This window comes from Salipiger marinus (genome assembly GCF_900100085.1).
GTDB lineage: Bacteria > Pseudomonadota > Alphaproteobacteria > Rhodobacterales > Rhodobacteraceae > Salipiger > Salipiger marinus.
Genome location: NZ_FNEJ01000012.1, coordinates 53,032 through 73,234, shown reverse-complemented (window position 1 = coordinate 73,234; position 20,203 = coordinate 53,032). Strand labels below are relative to the sequence as shown.

Genomic DNA, 20,203 nt, shown 5'->3' with positions numbered 1-20,203 from the left:
CTCAGCGCGCGTCCAGCCGCGTGCCGATGCGGGCCATCGCCTTGGCATAGCCCTGCAGGATCGCCTCCTCCTCCGGGTGCTGGCCCGCGCTCAGCACGCGGCGCCCGCGCACCACCACATCGCCCACATGCAGCCCGCGCCCGGCAAAGACGTGGTAATCCAGCGCCATGTCGCGACCCACCACCGCCATGGCGGCGGGTTCGGGGCTGGTCAGTTCCACAAAGCTTGCCATGCCGCCCACGGCCAGCGCGCCCATGGGACGCCCCGCCGCCTGCGCGCCTCCCGCCGCCGCGCGGGTCCAGAGGTTGGCGGCCACATGCGGCTGCGTCTCGGCGGCCAGCACGTTGCGCTGCCGGTCGCGCAGGCGCTGGCTGTATTCCAGCTGTTCCAGTTCCCGCGCGGCAGAGGTGGCGATGTTGGAATCCGACCCGATGCCGAACCGCCCGCCCTGCGCCAGATAGTCGGGCGCGCGGAAGATGCCGTCGCCCAGATTGGATTCCGTCATCGGGCACAGCCCCACCACGGCGCCCGACCGGGCGATCCGGCTCACCTCGGCATCCGACAGATGGGTGGCATGGATCAGGCACCATGCCTCATCGACGGGGGCGTGATCGAACAGCATCTCCACCGGGCGGCGCTGCCCGAAAGCCAGCGCATCCTCCACCTCCTTGACCTGTTCGGCGACATGGATGTGCACCGGACAGCCCGGCAGCAGGCTGCGTCGCAGATCCATCAGCCGCGCGATGTCCTCCGCCGTGGCGGCGCGCAGCGAATGCGGCGCGATCCCCAGCCGGTGCCCGGCCCTTTCCGCGCGCGGCGCCAGCGCCTGCAGCAGCGCGGCGTAGCGGTCGGCATCGGTGATGAAGCGCCGCTGCCCGTCGGTGGGGGGCAGGCCGCCAAAATTGGAATGGGCGTAGAAGACCGGCAGATGCGTCAGCTCCAGCCCGGTCTGCTCGCCTGCGTCGAAGATCGCCAGCGACAGTTCTTCGGGGCGGGCATAGGGGCTGCCGTCCAGATCGTTATGGACATAGTGAAATTCGACGATCCCGGTATAGCCGCCCTTGAGCAGCGCCAGATAAAGCCGCGCCGCGATGGCGCGCATGTCCTCGGGCGACAGGGTCAGCGCGAAGAAATACATGATGTCGCGCCATGACCAGAAACTGTCCACCGGGTTGCGCCGCACCTCCGACAGGCCCGCCATGGCATATTGAAAGGCGTGGCTGTGCAGGTTGGTGATGCCGGGCACCACCGGGTTGTCATAAACCGGCAGGCCGCGCGGGTTGTCATCCTGCACCAGCGTGGCGATGGTGCCATCGGCGGCAAACTCCGCCGACAGGTTGCGCTGCCAGCCCTCTGGGGTCAGCGCCTGTTTCAGATGGGCACCGGCCAGACGGGTCATGCCGCGCCCTCCGGGGTGAATCCCGCCATGGCCGCCAGCAGCCCGCGCAGCGCGCCGCGCAGATGCTCGGCCCCTTCGGGCCGCAGGGTCCATGGCGGGCTTTCCAGCATGTAGCAGTCCTGCGCGATCTCGATCTGCAGCGCGTGCACGCCCTGCTGCGGCTGGCCGTAATGCCGGGTGATGAACCCGCCCTTGAACCGCCCGTCGCGCACCGCCGACAGCCCGCTTTGCGTCAGCGCGGCAAAGGCGGCATCGGACAGCGCAGGCGCGCAGGCGGCGCCGGAATTGGTGCCAAGGTTCAGGTCGGGCAGCCGGCCTTCGAACAGGCGCGGCACATGGGCGCGGATCGAATGCACGTCCAGCAGCAGGCAATAGCCATGCGCGGCACGGATGCGCGCGATCTCGGCGGCAAGGGCGGCGTGATAGGGATCCCAGACCTCCGCCAGCCGCTGCGCGCGGTCGGCCTCGTCCGGCTCGGCGCCGTCGCGGTAAAGCGGGGTCCCGTCAAAATCGATGGTGGAGATCAGCCCGGTGGTCGCCCCCGCATACAAAGGCACGTCATCGCGGGGCCGGTTCAGATCGACCACATAGCGCGAGGGCCGGGCGGCCAGCAGGCTTGCGCCCTTTGGCAGCACCTCGCGGGCGATCTGGTCCATGTGCCAGTCGGTGTCGCGCAGCACCAGCGCGTCGGGGCGCAGGCGCTGCCGCAGCGGCTCGGGCAGGTCGGTGCCGGCATGGGGCACGTTCAGCAGGATCGGGCCGTCGCCCGCGATCCGGTCATAAAGCGGGGTCATCGCGCATCCTTTCGCATCCGAAACACAGTATTCACCCGCGAAAATCTGCCGTCAAGCATCACGACAGCTTGAACCCTGCGGAGCGTGATGGACTTTGCCCGCGCGGCGTGGAAAGGATCCGCCATGCGCAGCGCCCTCGCCTCCTTTGCCCAGCCCTTGCGGACAGTCCTGTCCCTGCTGGCGGTGCTTGCGCTGGCGCTGCTGTCGGACAGCCGCCCTGACGCCGCGCGCGACGGGGCGCGCTTTGCCACGCTGCTTTCCGGGGAAAGCCTGTCGGGCATGGGCGAGGCGGGCCTGCGCGCCCGTTCCGCCGAAACGCCTGCCAAGGGGCCCCAGCCCGGGCCGCTGGCGCTGCTGCCTGCGCCCCGGGTGCAGGAGGTGGCGCTTGCCCTGACGCGGCCCGAGGGCGCGGTCCCACAGGACGCGCCGCGCCCCGCCACCCGGCCCCGCGCGCATCCGCCCCGCGCCGCCCCCTTCGCCTGACCGCTGACCTTTGCGGCGCCCCAAGGGGCGTCATTCTCATGTCATAGCCCCGCCGCCGCGTGCGGACGGGGCGCGTTCAGGATGAACTCATGCACCGTATCCTGTTGTGGAAACGCCTCTGTCTCTGGGGCGTCTGCGCGCTGTGCCTGTGGCTGGCGCTGCCCAATGCCTTTTACACCCGGGTCGAGGCGTCACATGACGCCCAGACCCAAAGCCAGATCTGGCCGGGCTGGCTGCCCGATGATCTGGTGAACCTTGGCCTTGATCTGCGCGGCGGCGCGCATCTGCTGGCGGAGGTGGACGTGACCAGCGTCGCCGCCCGCCAGATGGACGCGCTCTGGCCCGAATTGCGTGACGGGCTGCGCCCGCTGCGCGCTCAGCTGGGCCCGGTGCGCCGGCTCGAGGCGCCTGCGGGCACGCTGTCGGTGGCCGTCACCGCGCCCGAGGGCATGTCCGCCGCGCTGCAGGTGGCGCGCGATCTGGTGCAGCGCGACGGCAGCGGCGAGCTGAGCGTCAGCGCCAAGGACGGGCGGCTGACCGTCGCCTTCACCGAACCGGGGCTGGCCGCGCTGACCGACCGGGTCATGGCGCAGAGCCTTGAAATCGTGCGCCGCCGCATCGACGAGGCGGGCACCCGCGAACCCACCATCCTGCGGCAGGGCGAAGACCGCCTCCTGATCGAGGTGCCGGGGCTCGACAGTGCCGAGGCGCTGAAATCGCTGATCGGCACCACCGCGCATCTGTCCTTTCACCCCGTGCTGCCGAAGGCGGCGCCGGACAGCCTGACCCTGCCTTCGGCGGAGAATCCGCAGACCAGCTATACGCTCGATCCGCGCGCCGTGGTCACCGGCGAGGAGCTGGTGGATTCGAAGCCGAGCTTCGACCAGAACGGCAGCCCCGCCGTGACCTTCCGCTTTGACAGCGCGGGCGCGCGGGCCTTTGGCGAGTTCACCGCCGCCCATATCGGCGAGCCTTTCGCCATCGTGCTTGACGATCAGGTGATCTCCGCCCCGGTGATCCAGAGCCATATTCCCGGCGGGTCGGGCATCATCTCCGGCCAGTTCACCATCGACCAGTCGACCGAGCTTGCCACGCTGCTGCGCGCGGGCGCGCTGCCAGCGGAGCTGCAGTTTCTGGAAGAACGCACCGTTGGCCCGGAACTGGGGCAGGACAGCATTCAGGCCGGGGGGCTGGCCGCGATCACCGGCTTTGTCGCGGTCTGCGCGCTGATGCTGGCCTGTTACGGCGGCTTCGGGCTGGTGGCCACGGCGGCGCTGGTGCTGAACCTCTGCATGCTGGTGGGGCTGCTGTCGCTGGTGGGGGCCACGCTGACCCTGCCGGGGATCGCGGGCATCGTGCTGACCATGGGCATGGCGGTGGATGCCAATGTGCTGATCTTTGAACGCATCCGCGAGGAACTGCGGCAGGGCGCCTCGCCATGGAAAGGCGTGATGGGCGGGTTCAGCAACGCCTTTTCCGCCATCCTCGATTCCAACGTCACCGGGCTTCTGACCGCCGCGCTGATGTTCTGGCTGGGCTCGGGGCCGATCCGGGGTTTTGCGGTGACGCTGGGGCTGGGGATCCTCACCTCGATGTTCACCTCCGTCTGGCTGACCCGGCTGATCCTGCAGGCTTGGCTGGAATGGCGACGCCCCCGCACCCTGCATCTGAGGGGCGTGCTGGCGTGGCTGCCCGCGCAGACCACGTTCAACTTCTTCCGCTGGCAATGGGCAAGTTTCGGCGCCTCGGCGCTGGCGGTCGTGGTGTCGGTCTTCCTGATCTTCAGCATGGGGCTCAATCTGGGAATCGATTTCAAGGGCGGCACCGCGATCCGGGCCGAAACCACGCAGGATCTGGACATCGGCACTTGGCGGCAGGCGCTGGCGCCGCTGGATCTGGGCGATGTGACCATCACCCAGATCTTTGATCCGGGCTTCGCCGCCGACCAGCATGTCGCCACGCTGCGGATCGAGGCACAGCCGGGGGACGAGGCGCTGCCGCCGCAGACGCTGGCGCAGATTCAGTCCGCGCTGGCCGCAGCCGATCCCGGGGTCAGCTTCACCTCGGTGGAAACCGTGGGCGGCAAGGTGTCGGGGGAGCTGATGACCACGGCGCTGCTGGCGGTGGGGGCGGCGACCCTGGGCATCCTGATCTATGTCTGGGCGCGGTTCGAATGGCAGTTCGCGCTGGGGGCCGTGGCGGCGCTGGTGCATGACGTGGTGGTGACGCTGGGGGTGTTCGCGCTGTTCCAGATCCGCTTCGATCTGCCCATCGTGGCGGCGCTGCTGACCATCCTTGGCTATTCCATCAACGACACGGTGGTGGTCTTTGACCGGGTGCGGGAGAACCTGCGCAAATACCGCGTGATGCCGCTGCGCGACCTGCTCAACCTCTCGGCCAATGAAACGCTCAGCCGCACGCTGATGACCTCGCTCACCACGCTGATCGCGCTGGTGGCGCTGCTGGTGCTGGGCGGCGACGTGATCCGCGCCTTTGTCTTCGCCATCACCTTCGGCGTGGTGGTGGGCACATGGTCGTCGATCTATGTGGCCAAGAACATCGTGCTGATGCTGGGCGTGCCGCGTGCGCGCCCCGCCACCCCCGACACCGCCACCCCCGAAGGGCTGGCGGCAAGCCGCATCTGAGCCCCGCACCGCGCCGGGGGCTTTGCCTTGACCCCGGCGCGGCTGCGGTGTTCTAGTCCGCCGCAGAATTTCCGAGGGAGGATCAGGGGATGCGACATCTTTTCAAGGCCACGCTGGCGGCGGGTCTGGTGCTGGCGCTGCCCGCGCAGGCGGAAACGCGGGTGACGTTCAAGGCGGCCAAGACCGGGTCGTCCTATTACCAGATGAGCGTGCAGGTGGCTGAGGCGATGAAGGCGGGCACCGATGGCGCCATCAGCGTCACCGTCGAGGAAAGCCAGGGCAGCCAGCAGAACGTGATGGAGGTGCGCGCGCGCGGCGCCGATTACGTCTTCACCAGCCCGCCCGCGCTGGTGGCCGCCGCGCAGTCCGGCACCGGCGCCTTTGACGGCAAGGGCAACCCCGCCTTTGACGAGATCCGCGCCCTGTTCCCGCTGCCCTCGCTGACCATGCATTTCGTGATGTCCGCCGACAGCGGTGTCACCGATTATGCCGGGCTTGAAGGCCACAGCCTGCTTCTGGGCAAGGGCAGCTTCGGCGCCAGCGAAGGGGCGAAATACCTCACCGCCTTTGGTCTGGACGGCAAGGTGGAGATCGCGGATGTGGAACTGTCCAACGCCGTGCCCGCGCTGCAGAACGGCCAGATCGACGGTTTCGTGACCGCCGGAAGCTGGCCCGCCCCGAATGTGGTGGAGGCTGCCGCGTCGGTCCCCGTCACCCTGCTGTCGATGACCGAGGAGGAGCTGGCCAAGGCGGGCAGCGCCAAGCTGGTCATTCCGGCGGGCACCTATGCCGGGCAGGACAGCGACGTGGTCACCACCTCGCTGCCCGTGGTCGCCTATGCCACCACCAAGATGGACGAGGACACCGCCTATCAGATGACCCGCACCTTCTGGGAGGAAAAGGAACGCATGGGCGCAGAATCCGCATGGTGGACCAGCGTCAACCCGCAGCTGCTGGAGAATGTCCGCGGCAAGCTGCATCCGGGTGCCGTGCGCTATTACGAAGAGGCCGGGATGCCGGTCGCCGACGCGCAGAAGTAAGCGCGGCGCGGAGAGAAACAGGGGGCCGGGCATCTGTCCGGCCCCTCCTTTATTGCGAAAGGAACGGGCATGGGGCCTGAACAGGATCTGCCGCGCAGCCCGCTGGGGCGCGGGCTCTGGATCGGGGCGGCGGCGCTGCTGGTGATCTACCATATCGGGCTGATCTTCTGGGGTCTGGTGCCCAACCTCGTCAGCCGCCCGCTGCATCTGGCGGTGGTGCTGCCGTGGATCTTCCTGTTCGGGGCGCGCGGTCTGTCGCTGGTCACCGGCGCGGTGCTGACCGGCTTCGGCATGGCGGCGGCGCTGTGGGTGGCGCTGAACCATGACATGCTGGGCGATCAGTACGGGTTTCTGGAAAGCCCGTTCCAGATCGGCGTCGCGGTGGTGCTGCTCGCCACGGTGATCGAGGCGGCGCGGCGGGCCATCGGCTGGCCGCTGCCCATCGTGGCGGTGACGGCGCTGGCCTATGCGGTCTGGGGCCAGCACATTCCGGGCGAATTCGGCCATGCCGGGCTGCCCATGGCCTCGTTCCTTGGCACCATGACCATTGCCGAAGGCGGCATCTGGGGCTCGCTCACCGCCGTGTCGGTGGGGGTGGTGTCGATCTTCGTCATCTTCGGCGCGGTGCTGAACGCGGGCGAGGCCGGGCAGGGCTTCATGAACGTTGCCGCCGCCGCGGCGGGGCGGCTGACCGGGGGGGCGGCCAAGGTCTCTGTCATCTCCTCGGCGCTTTTCGGCTCCATCTCCGGCTCGGCCAGCGCCAATGTCGCCTCCACCGGCGCCATCACCCTGCCCGCCATGACCCGGCTCGGCTATCCCAAGCGGCTGGCGGCGGGGGTCGAGGCGGTGGCCTCCAGCGGCGGGCAGATCATGCCGCCGCTGATGGGGGCGGGCGCCTTCGTCATGGTCGAGCTGACCGGCACGCCCTATACGCAGATCATGGCGGCGGCGATCCTGCCCGCCATCCTGTACTTCTGGGCGGTCTGGGTCGGCATCAACGCCTATGCCTCGCGCTATCCCCTGCGCGGGATCGAGGCGGGCGACCAGCCCGCGCGGCGCGACGTGGTCATCACCTCGCTGTTCTTCCTTGTGCCCTTCACCGTGCTGATGCTGGGCATGTTCGCCGCCGGATACACGCCGCAATATGCCGCTTGTCTCGCGATCCTCGCCGGGGCGGTGCTGCTGCTGACCAATGCCCGGCTGAGGTTCGATGCCGCCGAAACCCGCAGGCGGCTGGGGCTGGCGCTGCTCGCCTCGGCGCGGCAGGTGTCGATGATCGCGGCCATCATCCTGTGTGCGTCGATCGTGATCGGGGTGCTGGGGGTCACGGGGCTGGGGGTCAAGATCACCTCGCTGATCCTGTCAGGCTCGGGCGGGCTGCTCTGGCCGTCGCTGCTGCTGACCGCGCTCGCCTGTCTGGTGCTGGGCATGGAGGTGCCGACCACCGCCGCCTATGTGATCTGCGTGTCGGTGGCGGGGCCCGCGCTGACGCAGCTGGGGCTGGAGCCTCTGCAGGCGCATCTGTTCGTGTTCTGGTTCGCGCTGCTGTCGACCATCACGCCGCCGGTCTGCGGCGCGGTGTTCATCGCGGCGGGGATGATCGGGGAAAGCTGGGTCAAGGTGGCGCTGACCGCCATGGCGCTTGGCGTCGGGCTTTACATCATTCCGCTGGGGATGATCGCCAACCCCCATGTGCTGGAACTGACCAGCCATCCCGCGCTGGCCCTGTTCGCCTTTGCCCGGCTCGCGCTGGGTCTGGCGCTGCTGTCGCACGGGCTGATCGGGCGCAGGCCGTGGCCGATGCGCGTGGGCCTGATCGTTTGTGGCATGATTGTGGCGTTTCTGGGGCTGTGGATCTGACTATCTGCCTGATTTGACGCAGTTAATTGGGCGGAAGGGGTGCGGACCCTATCCTTTGGGGTAGGGGATTATTCCACCGGGTTTAGAAACGATCCCTCCGCCCGCTCGCCCAAGACAGGGCGCCTGTCTATATTCATCCTCAGAAGACGACACTGATTAAGAGGAAGACGCAAATGACTGGTTACATTGAAATCCTTGTTGCCCTGATCGCCGTTGCTGCCGCTGTCGAGTTTGCTCAGGACTATTTCTCGCGCCGCAACCAGAACGACCAAGACTGCTGAGGCCTTGCGGCCCGCGCCCCAAGGGCGCTGCAGGCCGCAGGCAGGGGCAGGGGACAGGCCCCCACCATCCGTCCCCACCGTCAGCCGCGACAGAGGTCGCCGCTGACCACGCGGAGGGGTGAAGCTTCCCCCCGATGCGCCAGAAAGGCCGGACGCGGCGCGCTTGCCGCAAACGGGGCCTTCGGCTGGTTCGACACGGCATTATAGACAAAGAACGCATTCGAGCGTGGAAACGGCGTGACATTGCCGTTGGACGCATGAAGCGTGTTGCATTCAAAGAAGATCACCGTGCCCGCCGGGCCGGTCGCGGCATCGATGCCCGCCTCTGCCGCGAGCTGTTCCAGCACCGCCTGCGAGGGCACGCCGACCTCCTGCTTCTTCAGGCTGGATTCGTGGTTCGCCTCCGGCGTCTCGCCCTGACAGGCGATGAACCGGCCATGCGAGCCGGGGATCAGCATCAACGGCCCGTTCAGCGCCGAATTGTCGGTCAGCAGCACCGAGGCCGACACCGCGCGCATCCGGGGCATGCCATCCTCGGCGTGCCAAGTCTCGAAATCGGAATGCCAGTAGAATTCCTTGCCGGTGAAGCCCGGCTTGTAGTTCAGGCGGCTCTGGTGAAGATAGACCTCATCCCCCAGCAGGAACCGCGCCACATCGGCCACACGGCTGTCCGCCGCAAGCCGCGCGAACAGCGCGTCATGCTCGTCCAGCCGGAACACGGTGCGCACCGCATCCGATCCGGGTTCGGTCACCAGATCCTCTGACCGGATCTGCTGGCCATTGGCGCGCAGCTTCGCCGAAGTGTCGATCAGCAGCCGCACCTCTTCGGGGGTGAACAGGTCGCGCCGCACCAGATAGCCTTTTTCGGCGTAAAACTCCGCCTCCTCGCGGGAGACGGGGGCCTTGTCCGTCCAGTCGGACCACAGCACCGGGTCGCGCCGGGCCGTCATCCGCTCTGCATCGGGCAGGCGGGTGGGGTAGGCGTCGGGATCGGTGAACTGCGCGGGTCCGGTTGTGACGTTCATGGGGTTTCCTCCTTTTAGACTGCTTGCGCCGGGCGGCCCTTGGGCCTGCCCGCGCTGTCCAAAGTCGGTCCCCGGACGCCAAATCCGGCCCCTGTCGCAAGGGGCGCCGGGTAAAAATCCGGGGTCCGCTTTGACATTGCTTAGATACACTATAGGTTATTCAGCATGAAAACAAACAATCTGGGAGAAAATGCTTTGACCATCAAACGTCTTGCCACCCTCGCTGCCGGGTCTGTCCTGCTGGGAACCACCGCGCTGTCCGCCGCCACGCTGGAGGAAATTCAGGACAGCGGCACCATCCGCATCGCGGTCGCCAACGAGATCCCCTATGGCTTTGTCGACCCCATGGGCAACGCCCAGGGTGCGGGTCCGGACGTGGCCAAGCACATCATGGAAGAACTGGGCGTCGAGAACATCGAATGGGTGACCACCGATTTCTCCTCGCTGATCCCCGGCCTGCAGGCGGACCGTTTCGACATGGTCGCCGCAGAGATGGCCGTGCTGCCGCAACGCTGTGAAAGCGTGCTGTTTTCCGAGCCCAACACCTCCTATGGCGAGGGCCTGCTGGTCGCGGCTGGCAACCCCAAGGACATCCACGCCTTTTCCGATTTTGCGGAGAATGACGACCTGACCGTCGCCATCATGGCGGGTGCCGACCAGCTGGAAATGCTGCAGGAACTGGGTGTGCCCGAGGACCGCATGGTGACGCTGGCCGCCAATTCCGACGCGATTTCCAACGTGTCGACGGGCCGCGCGGACGCCTATGCCGCCACCAGCCTGACCGTGGCGAGCCTTGCCGACAAATCCGATCAGGTGGAAGGCGCGGCAGAGTTCACCGACCCCGTCATCGGCGGCGAGCCTGTGCGCAGCTGGGGCGCCTTCACCTTTGCCGAAGGCTCCGAATCGCTGCGCGACGCGGTGAACGAAGAGCTGACCGCGTTCAAGGAAACCGAGGAATGGGCGGAAATCCTGACCTCCTACGGCTTCTCCGACGCGGATGTGCAGGGATCCGGCACCCGCGCCACCGAGGATCTGTGCGCCGCCGAGGCCATGTAAGCCAGCGCCGGGCCGGCCCCGCGCCGGCCCGGACGACTTTTGAGGATATGCCTTTATGGATGAGATGACCTGGCTGGATTACCTGCCCGTGCTGGGGCAGGGCGCCTGGGTGACCGTTCAGCTGACCGTCTGGTCCACGCTTTTTGGCGCGCTTCTTGCCTTTGCCGCAGGCTTGGGCAAGCTCGCGCGCAACGCCGCCGTTCGCGGGCTTTCCGTCGCCTATATCGAGATTTTCCGCGGCACCTCGCTGCTGGTGCAGCTGTTCTGGCTGTATTTCGCCCTGCCGCTGGTGGGGCAGGCCATCGGCATCAACCTGCGGCTGCCGCCGGTCACGGCGGGGATTCTGGCGCTGTCGCTGAATATCGGGGCTTATGGCGCCGAAGTGGTGCGCGGCGCGGTGCAGGCCGTGACGCGCCAGCAATACGAGGCCGCCCGCGCGCTGAATTTCACCCCGCGCCAGACCCTGTTCCGCATCGCGCTGCCGCAGGCCATCCCCGAGATGATGCCGCCCTTCGACAATCTGGCCATCCAGAACCTGAAGGACACGGCGCTGGTGTCGCTGATCTCGCTCGCCGATCTGGCGATGCGGGCGGAACAGCTGCGCAATTACACCCAAGACAGCACCACCATCTACACGCTTGTTCTGCTGATGTATTTCGGCATGGCGCTGGTGCTGACCGCCTTCATGCGCGGGCTGTCGTCGATGGTGGGCCGCTGGCGCCCCGCACAGAGGTAACACATGCTTTTTGGCTTTGAATGGGACACGACCAACGGCTGGACGCTGGCGGTGTCGATCCTGCCGATCCTGATGCGCGGGCTTTGGGTCACGCTGCAGGCCACCGTGCTTGGCTTTGCCATCGCCATGGTGCTGGGGCTGGTGTTGGCCGCGCTGAAGGCCGCACCCTCCCGGCTGGTGTCATGGCCCGCGCGCGGGGTTTCGGAATTCCTGCGCGACACGCCGCTGCTGATCCAGCTTTTCTTCCTCTATTACGTGCTGCCGGAATTCGGCATCATCCTGCCCGCCTTCCTGACCGGGGCGGTGGCGCTGGGGCTGCAATATTCGGCCTATCTGTCAGAGGTGTACCGCGCCGGGATCGAGGCGGTGCCGCGCGGCCAGCATGAGGCCGCGCGCGCGCTCAACCTTGCGCCGCGCCGGACCTTCAGCCGCATCGTGGTGCCGCAGGCCATCCCGCGCATCGTGCCCGCCATGGGCAATTACCTTGTCTCCATCATGAAGGACGTGCCGGTGCTGTCGGTGGTCACCGTGCTGGAGATGCTGAACGTCGCCAAGATTATCGGCGACCGGACCTTCAACTATCTCGTGCCGCTCTCCATGGTGGGCGGCCTGTATCTGATCCTGACGCTGGTTGCGGCGCAGGGCGTGCGGCGTCTGGACCGGGCGCTGCCAAAGACGGGAATCCCGCTGAAATGACCGACCCCATCATCCGATTTGACAAGGTGGCCAAGCGGTTTGGCGACATCTCCGTGCTGGACGGGCTGGATTTCACCGTCAGCCGCGGCGAGAAAGTCACCATCATCGGCCCTTCGGGGTCGGGCAAATCCACCATCCTGCGCATCCTGATGACGCTGGAGGATATCTCCGACGGCACCGTCTGGGTGGATGGCGAACCGCTCTGGCACGAAAAAGCCGGAGATGGCACGCTGAAACCTGCGTCAGAGGCGCATCTGCACAAGATGCGCGGCAAGCTGGGCATGGTGTTCCAAAGCTTCAACCTGTTCCCGCACATGACCGTGCTGCGCAACATCACCGAAGCCCCGGTGCAGGTGCTGGGCCTGTCCAAGCCCGAGGCCAAGGACCGCGCCATGGGTCTGCTGGACATGGTGGGGCTGTCCGATCACGCCGAAAAATACCCGCACCAGATGTCGGGCGGCCAGCAGCAGCGCGTCGCCATCGCCCGCGCGCTGGCCATGCGCCCCGACATCCTGCTGTTTGACGAACCGACCTCCGCGCTTGATCCGGAACTGGTGGGCGAGGTGCAGGAGGTGATCCGCAAGCTGGCCTATGAACATGACCTGACCATGCTGCTGGTGACCCACGAGATGCGCTTCGCGCGCGAGATCTCGGACCGGGTGTGTTTCATCGACAAGGGCTCGGTGCATGAAGAGGGCGCGCCGGAGGATCTGTTCACCGCGCCGCAGCAGCCGCGCACGCAGGAATTCCTGCGCGCCGTGCTTGACGGCTGAGATGCGGGCTTGCGCCCTGTTTCGATATTGCTAGAAATACCGAAACAGGAGCGCCGCCCATGGATTTCGACCTGACCGCCGCCCGGCTGGGCGCGCTTGGCAATGCCACAAGGCTGCGGATTTACCGCCTGCTGGTGCGCGCGGGCGATCCGGGCCTGAGCATGGGGCAGCTGCAGGACAAGCTGGGCATCCCCGGCTCCACGCTCAGCCATCATTGCCGCGCGCTGGTGCAGGTGGCGCTGATCCTGCAGGAGCGGCAGGGCACCACCGTGCTGTGCCGCGCCAACTACCCGGTGATGCAGGGGCTGTTGGCGGATCTGGCGGCGGAATGCTGCGTCGATGCGGGGGACCGGGCATGAGATCGCCGCTGGCGATGATCGCGGCGCTGGGGGTCACGCAGATCATCGGCTACGGCTCGCTCTATTACGCCTTTCCGATCATGGCCCCCGCTGTGGCGCAGGAATTTGGCGTCAGCGAGCCGCTGCTCTTTGGTCTGCTGTCGGCGGGGCTGCTTCTGGGCGGGCTGGCGGCGCCCCGGCTGGGCGGGCTTCTGGACCGCATGGGCGCGCCCCGGGTCATGGCGGCGGGCAGTCTGTTGATGGCGGGGCTGAGTGCGGCGCTGGCGCTGGCGCCGTCGCTGCCGGTGTATGGCGCGCTGCTGCTGCTGATCGAACTGCTGAGCTTTACCGTGCTATACGACGCGGCCTTTGCCACGCTGGCGCAGCGCCAGCCGCAGGACACCCGCCGCGCCATCACCCGGCTGACGCTGATCGCGGGCTTTGCCTCGACCCTGTTCTGGCCGCTGACCGGCTGGCTGGTCGACCATCTGGGCTGGCGCGGCGCGCAGGGCATCTTTGCCGCGCTGCATCTGGGGATCGCGGTGCCGCTGCATCTGGCGCTGGCCGCCCGTCCGCGCCGGGAGGCCGCGCCGCAGCCCGTCGTCAGACCGCCGCTGTCGCTGCCGCCGCCACTGACCGGTGCGGCGGCACGGCAGGCCTTCGTGCTGCTGGGGCTCAGCTTTGCGCTGACCGGCATGGCGATTTCGGCGCTTGGCGTGCATCTGGTGCCCGTGCTGCTGGCGCGGGGGCTGGGAGAGACCGCCTATCTGGCCGCCATGGTCATGGGTCCGGCGCAGGTGCTGATCCGGCTGGTGGACGCGACGCTGTGGCGGCATCTGCACCCGCTGCAGGTGGCGGTGGTGTCGGCGGCGGCGATCCCGGTGGCGCTGGCGCTGCTGCTGGTGCCGGGCCCTGCGGGGCTCTTGGCCTTTGCCTTTGCGCTGTGTTTCGGGGCCGGGGGGGGCCTGTCCAGCATCGTGCGCGGATCGGTGCCGGTGGCGCTCTTCGGGGTGACGGGGCTGGGGCAGCGGCTGGGACGGCTTGCCGCGATCCGCAGCGTGCTGGGGGCCTCGGCGCCGTTCCTGTTTGCATGGGCCATGGCGCAGCTTGGGGCGCAGGCCGCGATCTGCGCAGCCTTGGCCGTGGCGCTGGCGGGGGTGCTGGCGCTGGTGATGCTGCGCCGCCAGATCGACCGGGCGGGCGCGCTGACGGTCAGCGCCTGACGCGGGCGGCGCGGGTCAGAGCCCCGGCGCCGGATCGTGGTTGAGCCGGTAGCCGATGCCGCGCACCGACCGGATCGGGTCATGGCCCAGCTGCGACCGGATGGCCCGGCGCACGCGGCTGACATAGGCGTCGATGTTGCGCGCGCCCTCTTCCCAGCTGCGGGTGCCAAAGGCCAGCTTTTCCAGCGTCGCACGGTCGAACACCGCATCGGGCACGTCAAAGAACGGCCCCAGCAGGCACAGCGCCATCTTGGTCAGGCTGCCGACCCGCCCGTCATAGCTGATCCGGAACCGGCCCTCGTCCAGTTCGAACCGGCCCGACTGCCGCGTGCCGCGCAGCGAGGCGGGGCGTTCGCGGCGGACCAGCGCGCGGATGTTGAGAAAGGCCTCGGCCTCGGTGCAGGCGGGATCAAGCCGGGCCATGCGCGCGCAGCTGACCGCGTCCGTGGTCAGGGCCAGCAGCGGCAGGGTTTCGGTTGCGCGCGCGGCATCGATCTGGGCGGCAAGCTCGCGCGGATCGCGGCCCAGATCCGCCATGACGCACAGCACCAGATCGGGTTTTTCGGTGGCGATCCGGGCCAGCGCCCGGTCGGGATCGCGTTCAAAGCCGGGGCGGAATCCGGCCAGCACCAGCGCCGAGGCCACCGCCCCGGGCACTGTCGCGTCGGCGGACAGGATCAGGGCGCCGCCCGTCCTGTCCGTGGTCAGAGGGGCGAGGATGAGACCGGGGTCATCCCAGTGCATACCCTGCTCCACGCACGGTGCGCAGAAGATCCTCGCCGCCATGCACGCCAAGCGCCTTGCGCAGCCGACCGATATGCACGTCGACCGTGCGGGTGTCGACATAGATGTCGCGCCCCCAGACCCGGTCCAGCAGCTGTTCGCGCGACCAGACCCGGCCCGGTTTTTCCATGAAGGTGGACAGCAGGCGGAATTCGGTCGGCCCCAGCTTCAGCTCCTGCCCGCCGCGCGTCACGCGATGGGTTTCGGCATCCAGCACGATGTCTTCGAATTCCAGCCGCAGCCCGGCGGCGGCGGGACGGGCCCGGCGCAGCTGCGCCTTCACCCGCGCCATCAGTTCGCGCAGGGAATAGGGTTTGACCACATAGTCATCGGCGCCGGTTTCCAGCCCGCGCACCCGGTCCACTTCTTCGGACCGGGCCGACAGCATGATGACCGGCACGCCCCGGGTTTCGGGGCGGGTCTTGATCTGGCGGCAGACCTCGATGCCCGACAGGTTCGGCAGCATCCAGTCCAGCACGATGACGTCTGGATTTTCCTCATCCAGCAGGACCATGGCTTCTTCGCCATTGCCGGCGGAGGCGACACGAAATCCCTCCGCCTCGAGGTTGTAGCGCAGCACTTCGCGCTGCGCCGCCTCGTCCTCGACCACCAGCACCGTCGGTTGATCGGCGGGCATGTCTTACTCCAGTTCGAAATCGGTCGACAGCTTCGGATCCGACGAGGTGCGGTCGCCCTTGACGCGGTCCTCCACGGGAAGCGCGCCGGAGGTCAGGAACACCACCTGTTCCGCGATGGAGGTGACGTGATCCCCCATGCGTTCGATGTTCTTGGCGATGAAATGCAGATGCATGCAGGAGGTGATGTTGCGCGGATCCTCCAGCATGAAGGTCAGGAATTCGCGGAACAGCGTGTTGTACATCTGGTCCACGTCGCTGTCGCGGTCGATCACGTCGCGGGCCAGCGCCTCGTCGCGCTTGATATAGGCGTCGAGCGCGTCCTTCAGCATGTGCTCCACGTCGCGGGCCATGCGGCGCAGCGCCGAGGTCGAGCTGCCGATGGGCTGCAGCTGCGCCAGAACGCTGGTGCGCTTGGCCATGTTCTTGGCCAGATCGCCGATCCGTTCAAGGTTGGCAGACATGCGCATGACCGACAGCACCACCCGCAGGTCGCCTGCGGTGGGGGCGCGCAGCGCGATCACCCGCGCCGCCTCGTCGTTCAGCATCTCTTCGAGAACGTCGATGGCCTTGTCGCCGGAGCGGACCTGTTCGGCCAGTTCCTCGTCGCGGGTTTCCAGCGACTTGGCGGCGTCGTGGATCGCCACCTCGACCAGACCGCCCATCTTGAGGATCTGGGCCTGAATCCCCTCCAGATCCCGGTCGAAGGCAGAGGCGATGTGTTGTTTGAGGTCGCTCATGGCTTATCCGATCCGTCCGGTGATGTAGGATTCCGTGCGCGGGTCCACAGGGTTGGTGAAGATCTTGCTGGTCTCGCCGTATTCCACCAGATTGCCCAGATGGAAGAACGCGGTCTTCTGGCTGACGCGGGCCGCCTGCTGCATGGAGTGGGTGACGATCACCACCGAATAGTTGGTGCGCAGCTCGTCGATCAGCTCCTCGACCTGAGCCGTGGCGATGGGGTCAAGCGCCGAACAGGGTTCGTCCATCAGCAGCACTTCGGGTTCTGTGGCCACGGCGCGGGCGATGCACAGACGCTGCTGCTGCCCGCCGGAAAGCCCGGTGCCCGGCGACTGCAGGCGGTCCTTGACCTCGTTCCAGATGGCGCCGCGGCGCAGCGCCTTTTCCACGATCTCGTCCAGCTCGGCCTTGTTCTTGGCCATGCCGTGGATGCGCGGCCCGTAGGCCACGTTGTCATAGATCGACTTGGGGAAGGGGTTCGGCTTCTGGAACACCATGCCCACCTTGGCGCGCAGCTGGACCGGGTCCACCCGCTTGTCATAGATGTCCTGCCCGTCGATCGCGATCAGGCCCTGCACGCGGCAGATGTCGATGGTGTCGTTCATCCGGTTCAGGCAGCGCAGGAAGGTGGACTTGCCGCAGCCCGACGGTCCGATGAAGGCGGTGACGGTCTTGTCGAGGATGTCGATGTTCACATCCTTGATGGCGTGGGTTTCGCCGTAATAGACCTGCACGTCCTTGGCGACAATCTTGGTGTCCGTGGCTTCCACTTCGGTCTTCCTCAATGGGGAGTCATACATGTGTCTTGTCCTTTACCCGGGTTACCAGCGGCGCTCGAACTTGCGGCGCAGGACGATGGCGATCACGTTCATGGCAAGCAGGAACACCAGCAGAATGATGATCCCGCCCCAGGCGCGTTCGTAATAGGCGGGATCCGCGCGCTTTGCCCATTCGTAGATCTGGGCGGGCATGGCGGAGTTGGGCGACATGAAGCCGGCCGCGATCCCTTCGGGGTAGTTGGTGGCAATATAGCCCACCATCCCGATCAGCAGAAGCGGGGCGGTTTCGCCAAGCGCCTGCGCCAGACCGATGATGGTGCCGGTCAGGATGCCGGGCATGGCCAGCGGCAGCACATGGTGGAACACCGACTGCATCTTCGAGGCCCCGACCCCCAGCGCCGCGTCCCGGATCGAGGGCGGCACCGCCTTCAGCGAGGCGCGGGTGGAGATGATGATGGTCGGCAGCGTCATCAGGGTCAGCACCAGACCGCCGACCAGCGGCGCGGATTGCGGCAGATGCGCGAACTGGATGAAGGCGGCAAGGCCAAGGATCCCGAACACGATCGACGGCACCGCTGCGAGGTTGGAGATGTTCACCTCGATGATGTCGGTGATGCGGTTCTGCGGCGCGAATTCCTCCAGATAGATGGAGGCGGCGACACCGATGGGCAGCGCCAGCAGCAGCACGGTCAGCATCATGAAGAACGAGCCGATCATCGACACGCCAAGCCCGGCCTGCTCTGCCCGGCTTTCCGAGGCGTCGGCGCCGAAGATGAAGGCAGAGTTGAAGCCCTTGTGCACAACGCCCGCGTCGCGCAGCGCGTCGGTCAGGTCCAGATGCTCCACCGCGATGTTGCGGTCATCGGCGATGCCTTCGCGGCTGACCCGGCCCTTGAGATAGCCGTCCACCCGCGAGGAGGCGAGCAGCCGGAATTCCACCGTCTCGCCGATGCGGTCGGGATTGGCGAGCACGAAGTCGCGGATTTCGGCGGGACCGGCGGGCGACAGCAGCGCCTTCATGTCATTGGCATCGGCAAGCTCTGTGGTGATGCCCTGCTCCTGCACGACGGCCCAGAGGCCTTCCTGCACCAGCGGCGTATAGCCGAAGGTCGACACTTTCTGGATTTCCGCGATGTCGCCGGTGCCGGTCTTGTCCAGCCGTTCCGGGTCCAGATAGACCGGCACGTTGATGAAGGTCTGCTGGAAGGCGCCGACCCCGTTGTAAAGGATCGACCCCAGCAGCACGACAAGGAAGAACAGGCCGGTGCCGATGGCGGCCAGACCATAGGCGCGGAAGCGTTTTTCGGCGGCGTTGCGGCGGCGGGTGCGGGCATCGGTGGCCAGCAGCCCGGTGGCGGGCGCTGCGGCACCGGAATGGGTTGCGTCGGTCATCAGTCGTACTGCTCCCGGTATTTGCGCACGATATAAAGCGCGAAGACGTTGAGCCCCAGCGTCATGACGAACAGCGTCATGCCAAGGGCGAAGGCCACCAGAGCCTCGGGGCTGGAGAAATCGGCATCCCCGGTCAGCTGGCTGACGATCTTGGCGGTGACGGTGGTCATGGCGTCGAAGGGGTTCAGCGACAGCCGCGCGGCGGCACCCGCGCCCAGCACCACGATCATCGTCTCGCCGATGGCGCGCGAGGCGGCCAGCAGCACGGCGCCCACGATGCCCGGCAGGGCGGCGGGCAGGATCACTTCGCGGATGGTTTCCGACTTGGTGGCGCCCAGCCCGTAAGAGCCGTCGCGCAGCGACTGCGGCACCGAGTTGATGATGTCATCCGACAGCGAGGAGACGAAGGGGATCAGCATGATGCCCATGACGAGCCCTGCGGTCATCACGGCGGTGCCCGACTGCATCCAGCCCAGACCCTCGCGCCCGAAGACCTCAAGCAGCAGCGGACCCACGGTCAGCAGCGCAAACAGACCGTAGACGATGGTGGGGATGCCAGCCAGCAGTTCCAGCAGCGGCTTGGCCCATGCCCGCAGCTTCGGCCCGGCATATTCCGACAGGTAGACCGCCGCAAAAAGCCCGATCGGCACCGACACCAGCAGCGCGATCAGCGAAATGTAGAACGTGCCCCAGAGCAGCGGCCAGATGCCCAGCTCGGACCCGCCGCCAAAGGAGGGCGACCATGTGAAGGAGCCGAAGAATTTCGCGGCCGGATAGACGCGGAAGAATTCGACCGTGTTGAAGATCAGCGACAGCACGATGCCGATGGTGGTCAGCACCGCGATGGAGGCGGCGGCCAGCAGCAGGGCGCGGACGCCCTTTTCCACGGCATTGCGGGCGCGGAACTCCCCCTGGGATTCCCGGACACCCAGCGCGAGCCCGCCTGCGGCCAGCGCCAGAACCACCACGGTCATCAGCAGCCCGCCGGTGGCGTTCACAGAGCGGTAGGTCTGCGCGGCGCGCAGCAGGTCCGGACTGACATTGGAGCCAAGCGCGATGCCCGCTTCCGCCAGCCGTTCGCGCACATCGGTGAATTCGGTGCGCAGCGAGGAGGCCTGCTCCTGCCCCATCAGGCCGCGCGACACGGCAAGATCGAGCCCGTCCGCCACCCGGCGCACGTCCGACATCACCAGCCCCAGCGTGGAGCCTTCGGGAATTGCGGTCTGGGGAAGCTGCTGTGCGGCCTGGTTGTTGACCACGAAAGGCTGCGCCAGCAGCCAGATGACCAGCGCCAGCAGGGCCGGGGTCATCACCTTCATGGCCACGTTCCACCCATAATAATTGGGCAGGGAATGCAGGTTGCGGCTGTTGCCGCCGACGGAGGAGATCGCGCGGACACGTCCGGCGAAATATCCCGCCACGGCCAGCGCGAATATGATCAGGATCAGCCAGAGAACAGGCATTGGGCCCCCAGGTCAGGTCTCGGTGACAATCACCAAACGCAACCGGAGGGCGGCAGCGTGC

19 protein-coding genes are annotated in these 20,203 nt (G+C 67.2%); 10 read left to right on the top strand and 9 right to left on the bottom strand.

The features are described 5' to 3' along the window. Window position 1 precedes the first annotated feature (1 nt). Entirely contained in the window at window positions 2–1,399 is a 1,398-nt protein-coding gene (locus BLR51_RS14805; RefSeq protein ID WP_089848311.1) for a formimidoylglutamate deiminase, read from the bottom strand. After that, the gene (gene hutG / locus BLR51_RS14800) at window positions 1,396–2,193 is read right to left on the bottom strand and encodes an N-formylglutamate deformylase (protein WP_089848309.1); all 798 of its coding nucleotides are present in this window, start codon (window positions 2,191–2,193) and stop codon (window positions 1,396–1,398) included. Before hutG ends, BLR51_RS14805 begins: the two co-directional genes overlap by 4 nt. An 87-nt stretch (window positions 2,194–2,280) precedes the next feature. On the opposite strand from hutG, the gene BLR51_RS14795 reads away from it, so the two are divergent. From BLR51_RS14795 to BLR51_RS14780, 4 genes are all read left to right on the top strand, one after another. Beyond that, on the top strand, window positions 2,281–2,676 hold the full coding sequence (locus BLR51_RS14795) for a hypothetical protein (protein ID WP_131821819.1): 396 nt from the start codon (window positions 2,281–2,283) through the stop codon (window positions 2,674–2,676). Between the two features lie 89 nt (window positions 2,677–2,765). Then, window positions 2,766–5,321, top strand: a complete 2,556-nt coding sequence (secD, locus tag BLR51_RS14790; protein WP_089848306.1) for a protein translocase subunit SecD — start codon at window positions 2,766–2,768, stop codon at window positions 5,319–5,321. A gap of 89 nt (window positions 5,322–5,410) precedes the next feature. Next, window positions 5,411–6,361 carry a TAXI family TRAP transporter solute-binding subunit gene (locus tag BLR51_RS14785; RefSeq protein WP_089848304.1) on the top strand — a complete coding sequence of 317 codons (951 nt, stop codon included), beginning with the start codon at window positions 5,411–5,413 and terminating at the stop codon, window positions 6,359–6,361. Between the two features lie 69 nt (window positions 6,362–6,430). After that, window positions 6,431–8,221 (top strand): TRAP transporter permease, encoded by a 1,791-nt coding sequence (locus BLR51_RS14780; RefSeq protein ID WP_089848302.1) that lies wholly within the window; start codon window positions 6,431–6,433, stop codon window positions 8,219–8,221. A 361-nt stretch (window positions 8,222–8,582) separates the two neighbouring features. On the opposite strand, the gene thpD is transcribed toward BLR51_RS14780, so the two are convergent. Further along, window positions 8,583–9,527 (bottom strand): ectoine hydroxylase, encoded by a 945-nt coding sequence (thpD, locus tag BLR51_RS14775; protein WP_089848301.1) that lies wholly within the window; start codon window positions 9,525–9,527, stop codon window positions 8,583–8,585. A gap of 195 nt (window positions 9,528–9,722) precedes the next feature. On the opposite strand from thpD, the gene ehuB reads away from it, so the two are divergent. From ehuB to BLR51_RS14745, 6 genes are read left to right on the top strand one after another with little or no spacing between them, the layout of a single operon-like run. Beyond that, window positions 9,723–10,583, top strand: coding sequence for an ectoine/hydroxyectoine ABC transporter substrate-binding protein EhuB (gene ehuB / locus BLR51_RS14770; RefSeq protein WP_207543634.1), 861 nt, complete (start codon window positions 9,723–9,725; stop codon window positions 10,581–10,583). A gap of 55 nt (window positions 10,584–10,638) precedes the next feature. Then, the gene (gene ehuC, locus BLR51_RS14765; RefSeq protein ID WP_230796493.1) at window positions 10,639–11,319 is read left to right on the top strand and encodes an ectoine/hydroxyectoine ABC transporter permease subunit EhuC; all 681 of its coding nucleotides are present in this window, start codon (window positions 10,639–10,641) and stop codon (window positions 11,317–11,319) included. A 3-nt stretch (window positions 11,320–11,322) separates the two neighbouring features. Then, the gene (gene ehuD, locus BLR51_RS14760; protein WP_089848297.1) at window positions 11,323–12,015 is read left to right on the top strand and encodes an ectoine/hydroxyectoine ABC transporter permease subunit EhuD; all 693 of its coding nucleotides are present in this window, start codon (window positions 11,323–11,325) and stop codon (window positions 12,013–12,015) included. Beyond that, window positions 12,012–12,788: an ectoine/hydroxyectoine ABC transporter ATP-binding protein EhuA gene (gene ehuA, locus BLR51_RS14755; RefSeq protein WP_089848295.1), complete on the top strand. Its 777-nt coding sequence runs from the start codon at window positions 12,012–12,014 to the stop codon at window positions 12,786–12,788. The genes ehuD and ehuA overlap by 4 nt, the downstream gene beginning before the upstream one ends. A 59-nt stretch (window positions 12,789–12,847) precedes the next feature. Continuing rightward, a complete protein-coding gene (locus BLR51_RS14750) occupies window positions 12,848–13,147 on the top strand; it encodes an ArsR/SmtB family transcription factor (RefSeq protein ID WP_089848293.1) in 300 nt (99 codons plus the stop codon). Next, on the top strand, window positions 13,144–14,349 hold the full coding sequence (locus BLR51_RS14745; RefSeq protein ID WP_165616829.1) for an MFS transporter: 1,206 nt from the start codon (window positions 13,144–13,146) through the stop codon (window positions 14,347–14,349). The genes BLR51_RS14750 and BLR51_RS14745 overlap by 4 nt, the downstream gene beginning before the upstream one ends. A gap of 15 nt (window positions 14,350–14,364) precedes the next feature. Here the strand turns inward: BLR51_RS14745 and BLR51_RS14740 are convergent, their stop codons facing one another. Genes BLR51_RS14740 through pstC form a run of 6 tightly spaced genes read right to left on the bottom strand, consistent with a single transcriptional unit; the run spans window position 14,365 to window position 20,142 of the window. Beyond that, window positions 14,365–15,093 (bottom strand): winged helix-turn-helix transcriptional regulator, encoded by a 729-nt coding sequence (locus BLR51_RS14740; RefSeq protein ID WP_165616828.1) that lies wholly within the window; start codon window positions 15,091–15,093, stop codon window positions 14,365–14,367. Then, on the bottom strand, window positions 15,080–15,769 hold the full coding sequence (gene phoB / locus BLR51_RS14735) for a phosphate regulon transcriptional regulator PhoB (protein ID WP_089848287.1): 690 nt from the start codon (window positions 15,767–15,769) through the stop codon (window positions 15,080–15,082). The genes BLR51_RS14740 and phoB overlap by 14 nt, the downstream gene beginning before the upstream one ends. Window positions 15,770–15,772: 3 nt before the next feature. After that, on the bottom strand, window positions 15,773–16,507 hold the full coding sequence (phoU, locus tag BLR51_RS14730) for a phosphate signaling complex protein PhoU (RefSeq protein ID WP_089848285.1): 735 nt from the start codon (window positions 16,505–16,507) through the stop codon (window positions 15,773–15,775). Between the two features lie 3 nt (window positions 16,508–16,510). Then, window positions 16,511–17,308 carry a phosphate ABC transporter ATP-binding protein PstB gene (gene pstB, locus BLR51_RS14725; RefSeq protein WP_089848283.1) on the bottom strand — a complete coding sequence of 266 codons (798 nt, stop codon included), beginning with the start codon at window positions 17,306–17,308 and terminating at the stop codon, window positions 16,511–16,513. 21 nt (window positions 17,309–17,329) lie between these two features. Then, the gene (gene pstA, locus BLR51_RS14720; protein ID WP_089848282.1) at window positions 17,330–18,679 is read right to left on the bottom strand and encodes a phosphate ABC transporter permease PstA; all 1,350 of its coding nucleotides are present in this window, start codon (window positions 18,677–18,679) and stop codon (window positions 17,330–17,332) included. Beyond that, a complete protein-coding gene (gene pstC / locus BLR51_RS14715) occupies window positions 18,679–20,142 on the bottom strand; it encodes a phosphate ABC transporter permease subunit PstC (RefSeq protein WP_089848281.1) in 1,464 nt (487 codons plus the stop codon). The genes pstA and pstC overlap by 1 nt, the downstream gene beginning before the upstream one ends. Window positions 20,143–20,203 lie beyond the last annotated feature (61 nt).

What these genes read in the sequence shown, in the direction of transcription:
- BLR51_RS14740 (WP_165616828.1), bottom strand. Translation starts at nt 15,093, where the DNA reads ATGCACTGGGATGACCCCGGTCTCATCCTCGCCCCTCTGACCACGGAC.
- ehuD (WP_089848297.1), top strand. Translation starts at nt 11,323, where the DNA reads ATGCTTTTTGGCTTTGAATGGGACACGACCAACGGCTGGACGCTGGCG.
- pstB (WP_089848283.1), bottom strand. Translation starts at nt 17,308, where the DNA reads ATGTATGACTCCCCATTGAGGAAGACCGAAGTGGAAGCCACGGACACC.
- hutG (WP_089848309.1), bottom strand. Translation starts at nt 2,193, where the DNA reads ATGACCCCGCTTTATGACCGGATCGCGGGCGACGGCCCGATCCTGCTG.
- pstA (WP_089848282.1), bottom strand. Translation starts at nt 18,679, where the DNA reads ATGACCGACGCAACCCATTCCGGTGCCGCAGCGCCCGCCACCGGGCTG.
- BLR51_RS14750 (WP_089848293.1), top strand. Translation starts at nt 12,848, where the DNA reads ATGGATTTCGACCTGACCGCCGCCCGGCTGGGCGCGCTTGGCAATGCC.
- BLR51_RS14745 (WP_165616829.1), top strand. Translation starts at nt 13,144, where the DNA reads ATGAGATCGCCGCTGGCGATGATCGCGGCGCTGGGGGTCACGCAGATC.
- BLR51_RS14780 (WP_089848302.1), top strand. Translation starts at nt 6,431, where the DNA reads ATGGGGCCTGAACAGGATCTGCCGCGCAGCCCGCTGGGGCGCGGGCTC.
- secD (WP_089848306.1), top strand. Translation starts at nt 2,766, where the DNA reads ATGCACCGTATCCTGTTGTGGAAACGCCTCTGTCTCTGGGGCGTCTGC.
- phoB (WP_089848287.1), bottom strand. Translation starts at nt 15,769, where the DNA reads ATGCCCGCCGATCAACCGACGGTGCTGGTGGTCGAGGACGAGGCGGCG.
- BLR51_RS14795 (WP_131821819.1), top strand. Translation starts at nt 2,281, where the DNA reads ATGGACTTTGCCCGCGCGGCGTGGAAAGGATCCGCCATGCGCAGCGCC.
- thpD (WP_089848301.1), bottom strand. Translation starts at nt 9,527, where the DNA reads ATGAACGTCACAACCGGACCCGCGCAGTTCACCGATCCCGACGCCTAC.
- BLR51_RS14785 (WP_089848304.1), top strand. Translation starts at nt 5,411, where the DNA reads ATGCGACATCTTTTCAAGGCCACGCTGGCGGCGGGTCTGGTGCTGGCG.
- pstC (WP_089848281.1), bottom strand. Translation starts at nt 20,142, where the DNA reads ATGCCTGTTCTCTGGCTGATCCTGATCATATTCGCGCTGGCCGTGGCG.
- phoU (WP_089848285.1), bottom strand. Translation starts at nt 16,507, where the DNA reads ATGAGCGACCTCAAACAACACATCGCCTCTGCCTTCGACCGGGATCTG.
- ehuC (WP_230796493.1), top strand. Translation starts at nt 10,639, where the DNA reads ATGGATGAGATGACCTGGCTGGATTACCTGCCCGTGCTGGGGCAGGGC.
- BLR51_RS14805 (WP_089848311.1), bottom strand. Translation starts at nt 1,399, where the DNA reads ATGACCCGTCTGGCCGGTGCCCATCTGAAACAGGCGCTGACCCCAGAG.
- ehuA (WP_089848295.1), top strand. Translation starts at nt 12,012, where the DNA reads ATGACCGACCCCATCATCCGATTTGACAAGGTGGCCAAGCGGTTTGGC.